Raw genomic sequence first — 2884 nt, 5'->3', positions numbered from 1 at the left:
GGATCCTCAGTCATAGCCAAGTTTTAACTGTCGACTTCACTCCTGCCGCTCAAACCCCTCCCCGATACACCCCAGGCATCGCACGAACGTGGCTTTTGCCGGATCCACCACCAGCGCCTTCCCCGCATCGCCAACCCCACCGCCCAGCGCGGTGAAGGGCAACGACACGACAAACGCCCCGGCGCCAATCACGGTGGCAGCCAGCAGCAACGGACGTGCAATCAGCAAATCGCCGATCATGGCGTAGGCCGGCGGGTTCTGGATGGTGTAGCGCGGGTCACTACTCTCGGTGTTCGCAAAGACAGGCAAGCTGGCGCCCAGCAAGAGCACCAGAACGATAGGTCGAAACAGATTCATGAGGCCATCCTTCGGCTAAGCAGTCTGATAACTGACTATAGACCGTAGGACAAATCATCTCTGGCAGCGTGGACACCAGACGCTGGCGCGCTGGCCCAGGCGGATTTCCCGCAGCCCCGTGCCACAGACTTTGCAGAGCTCCCCGCCACGGCCGTAGACGAACAGTTCCTGCTGGAAATAGCCCGGCTGGCCATCCCCGCCGATAAAGTCCCGCAGCGTGGTGCCGCCGCGCTCGATGGCATGGGCAAGGATGCGCTTGATCTCGATCGCCAGTTTCAAATAGCGCGCCCGCGAGATGCCTCCCGCTTCGCGACGCGGGTCGATCCCGGCGGCGAACAGCGCTTCGGTCGCGTAGATATTGCCCACGCCCACCACCACCGCGTTATCCATGATGAACGGCTTGACCGCCATCGAACGCCCGCGCGACAGCTGGAAGAGTCGTTCGCCATCGAACAGATCGGTCAAGGGCTCGGGGCCGAGGCGAATCAACAGCTCATGGTTGAGCGGATCCAGGCTCCAGAGCATCGCGCCGAAACGGCGAGGGTCGGTGTAACGCAAGGCCAGGCCGGACTCCAGTTCGATGTCGACATGCTCATGCTTGGCGGCCGGCATGCCGATCTCGACCAGCCGCAAGTTGCCGGACATGCCCAGATGGCTGATCAACGTGCCGACCTCGGCGTTGATCAGCAGGTACTTGGCCCGCCGCTCCACTTGCACGATGCGCTGGCCCGAGAGGCGCACATCGAGGTCTTCCGGGATCGGCCAGCGCAAGCGGCGGTCGCGGACCACCACGCGACTGACCCGCTGCCCTTCAAGGTGTGGCGCGATTCCGCGGCGCGTGGTTTCGACTTCCGGCAGTTCTGGCATTGGGGCTCTCGAATCAGGCGAACACCGGCACTCAACGAGTGGCGAGGTCGCGAATTTCCTGTTTCTGGGTCTGGAAATCATATTCCGACAACCCGATGTAATCGAGCACCAGCGGCCCGACGCAATCCCACTCGTGATCGTCGGCCTGGTTGCCCAGCACGCGATGGGAGGCGCAAATGTTCTCCGACATCTTGAGGATCGCCAGCAGGTTCTTCAGTGGGCTGTTATTGCGCGACGTTTCGTCGCTGAAGATCGCCAGGGCGTTGTGGTGATTGGCGATGGCCTGGCTGACGTGATCCGGCAGGCGCCAGGATTTGGACGTGTAGTAACCGACCACCGCATGGTTGGTATTGAACACGCGGTTCTCGGTATCGACCACCCGGCACTCGGCGCTGGCATTGGCGTAGGCCTCCTCCAGCACGTTCATGTAAGTCGGGAATTGCTTGAGCATCAGCGGTATGCCGCAATCATGGAACAAGCCCAGGGCATAGGCTTCGTCACCGTTCTGCAGGCCGACGCGCTTGGCGAGGGTCAGGCAGGTCATCGCCACATCCTGGGCGGTGTCCCAGAAGCGATTCAGGGTGACGATCGTGTCATCGTGCAATTCGCCCTTGATGGACTGCGCATTGATCAGGTTGATGATCGAACGGCTGCCCAGCAGGTTCACCGCGCGCTGGATCGAGGTGATCTTGTTGCTCAGGCCGTAATACGGCGAATTGACGATCTTGAGCAACGCGCCCGAGAGACCCGGGTCCTGGGATATCAGCTTGGCGATGGTCTCCAGGTCCGGGTCGGGCATGTACTGCTCCATCTGCAAATCCACCATGATTTGCGGTTGGGGCGGCACGCTGATGCCTTGCAAGGACTGTTGGATCTGTTCGGCGGAAAGCTCTTGGGACATGGGTACGCACTCTGGGCCAGGCGAGGATTCTAACCGTTAAGGACGAATCCGACACACCGCCGGGTAGATGGGTGGAACTTTCATTCATGCCTCGGCTTCGGACTTTGTAGGGTCGACCGCAAGCCAGCAACAAAGCTTAGGTCGGCAGCCAACCCACTCAGCTTGAGGAGATTTTTCATGCCTGGCTCCCTGAATGACAAACGCGTGGCCATCCTGGTGACAAACGGTTTCGAACAGGCCGAACTGACCGGCCCCAAGCAGGCGCTGGAGCAGGCCGGGGCCAAGGTGGAGATCGTCTCGGCCAGCGAAGGCCAGGTCAAAGGCTGGAACCATGACAAGCCAGCCGACGACTTCAAGGTCGACCTGACCTTCAAGGCCGCCAATATCGACCAATACGATGCCGTGGTGCTGCCCGGCGGCGTGCAGAATTCCGACACCATCCGCATCGACCCCGACGCCCAGAACCTGGTCAAGGGCTTCGAGGCGGCGGGCAAACCCATCGCGGTGATCTGCCACGGCGGCTGGTTGCTGGTGTCGAGCGGATTGGTCAAGGGCAAGACCATGACCAGCTACAAGACCCTCAAGGACGACCTGGTCAATGCCGGCGCGAACTGGGTCGACCAGGAAGTGGTCAAGGACGGAACCTGGATCAGCAGCCGTCAGCCCGACGACATTCCGGCGTTCAATCGTGAGCTGATCAGCGCGTTGTCCGCGTGAAGCCTGTTGCGCCTGTTGCGCCTGTTGCGCCTGTTACGCCTG

At 61.3% G+C, this 2884-nt stretch carries 4 protein-coding genes; 1 reads left to right on the top strand and 3 read right to left on the bottom strand.

The window, feature by feature from the left end; translation table 11 throughout:
• Positions 1-36: 36 nt before the first annotated feature.
• From OC610_RS24710 to OC610_RS24700, 3 genes are read right to left on the bottom strand one after another with little or no spacing between them, the layout of a single operon-like run.
• Positions 37-357 (bottom strand): multidrug transporter, encoded by a 321-nt coding sequence (locus OC610_RS24710; RefSeq protein WP_264431604.1) that lies wholly within the window; start codon positions 355-357, stop codon positions 37-39.
• A gap of 54 nt (positions 358-411) precedes the next feature.
• Positions 412-1224, bottom strand: coding sequence for a bifunctional DNA-formamidopyrimidine glycosylase/DNA-(apurinic or apyrimidinic site) lyase (gene mutM / locus OC610_RS24705; RefSeq protein ID WP_181288165.1), 813 nt, complete (start codon positions 1222-1224; stop codon positions 412-414).
• Positions 1225-1255: 31 nt separating this feature from the next.
• Complete coding sequence (locus OC610_RS24700) at positions 1256-2071, bottom strand: HDOD domain-containing protein (RefSeq protein ID WP_264431607.1); 816 nt, start codon at positions 2069-2071, stop codon at positions 1256-1258.
• 231 nt (positions 2072-2302) lie between these two features.
• On the opposite strand from OC610_RS24700, the gene OC610_RS24695 reads away from it, so the two are divergent.
• A complete protein-coding gene (locus OC610_RS24695; RefSeq protein WP_181288163.1) occupies positions 2303-2842 on the top strand; it encodes a type 1 glutamine amidotransferase domain-containing protein in 540 nt (179 codons plus the stop codon).
• Positions 2843-2884: the final 42 nt, after the last annotated feature.

This window comes from Pseudomonas agronomica (genome assembly GCF_025917275.1).
Lineage (GTDB): Bacteria > Pseudomonadota > Gammaproteobacteria > Pseudomonadales > Pseudomonadaceae > Aquipseudomonas > Aquipseudomonas agronomica.
Note: the sequence above shows the minus strand (reverse complement) of the source record. Positions and strands in the feature narration are given on the sequence as shown.